Genomic DNA, 1,415 nt, shown 5'->3' with positions numbered 1-1,415 from the left:
GGATGAAGAAATTGATGATAGTTCTCTGAATGTGATTAAGGCGAGTCGCAGTGAATCGGTGCAATCTAAGGAGAGAAAAAAACGGAATCAAGAGAACCTCCCTGTGCATAGTTTTCGGACTTTGTTGGAAGACCTGGGGACAATTTGCTTGAATACAGTGGAATGTACGATTAGGGAGGGAAGTTATCGTTTTTCTAAGATAACTCGACCGACCCAACTGCAACAAAAAGCGTTAGATTTATTGGGAGTTTCCCTGATTTGTACCCAGTAACGAGGCGGCGGAAATTCTTTTAATCCCTTCTACAGCACAGGTTATGGCTTTTTGTCAACGGGGAAGTCCAGAAATATGGCCTAGCATACAGTTTTTCTCAGGTGATCCCAGAAAGATTAAGGATAAACCACAGAGGCAGAAAGAACAAAGAGAGGAAGACAGATTCGAGCGGTAAAACTTATCACTTACATTCCAGCAGAGGATGTCAGCTTGTCCCAAATTCAGGCGTTGAGAAGTTTATGCCACTTTTCTGATCGGCTTCTGGCAAAAGTCAAAAAGTAATCAATAATGATATGCAAGGGTTAATTATTGCTCCTATGGCAACAGTGCCTTTGCCTGACTTGCACCAGAAGTCTGTTTGTAGCTTCGGAAATTGTCAAAACCGAGATGTAGTTACTCATTGAACACCACAAAGGCTAATATATGGAGTGTTATTTATGAGCCATTTATCCCTATCCGAACAGATTACTGAGGAACTTCTGGCAATCCTGATCGAAGAAGAAGTCACCTATCCCTGGGATGTAACCGCTGTTGAGAGTCATGATCCCTTAGACCTGACAGAAACACCCTTTTCTCTGTGTGAAGGACTAGAAGCGACGGCGATCGAAGCACAAGCTGATAGATTCTTTAACAGTTTACACCAAAAATTCCCGACAGTTTCCGTTTCACCCCGGTCTAATATCTTTGATAAATTTGCCTCTTTATTGCCGGCCGAACATTTAAATCGTCTAGTAGAAAGCGCTGAAAATCTAGTTGATAGTCAATTAGACAACCTTGAGCGCCTTGTTGTTTGTCTTAGCGATCTCTTTCCCCAATGGTCTCCAGAAGATTTACAGGTTTTTGCTCGTCCCTACGCCTATACTATGCGTAATGGCCAGAGCGAAACGACTATCGAAACCGAAAATTGGCAAAATCTTTCCGAAATTGAACAAATTCGCCGGAGTGCAGCCATTGCCAGCCAGATTTTCCCCGACTTGTCTTCTCCTGAATAGTCATCTCATTTTAGTGGTTCTTCCGAACTTACCATGTAAAATCAACTAGCAAAATGCCAATTTAATAAACATCTAATACTAAAGTTTTTAAAGTTTCTAAATCCATAGCCTCTCCTTTTAATCACCTTCAGTTTATTGTTAATTCCTTCCAC

General features: G+C 41.5%; 2 protein-coding genes and 1 pseudogene. 2 read left to right on the top strand and 1 reads right to left on the bottom strand.

Translation table 11 applies throughout. From position 1 onward, the window contains the following. Positions 1-271 (top strand): annotated as a pseudogene (locus O9324_RS02100) (IS1634 family transposase); the annotation flags it as partial. Positions 272-708: 437 nt separating this feature from the next. Then, complete coding sequence (locus O9324_RS02095; RefSeq protein WP_002788909.1) at positions 709-1,263, top strand: hypothetical protein; 555 nt, start codon at positions 709-711, stop codon at positions 1,261-1,263. A 41-nt stretch (positions 1,264-1,304) separates the two neighbouring features. On the opposite strand, the gene O9324_RS02090 is transcribed toward O9324_RS02095, so the two are convergent. Further along, positions 1,305-1,415: transposase (locus O9324_RS02090; RefSeq protein ID WP_288139362.1), on the bottom strand; the 111-nt coding region annotated here is incomplete at its 5' end.

Origin of the sequence: Microcystis sp. LE19-84.1B, from assembly GCF_027531875.1 — a bacterium.
Lineage (GTDB): Bacteria > Cyanobacteriota > Cyanobacteriia > Cyanobacteriales > Microcystaceae > Microcystis > Microcystis panniformis.
The sequence above is the reverse complement of the archived record's forward strand: the minus strand, read 5'-3'. Positions and strand labels throughout refer to the sequence as shown.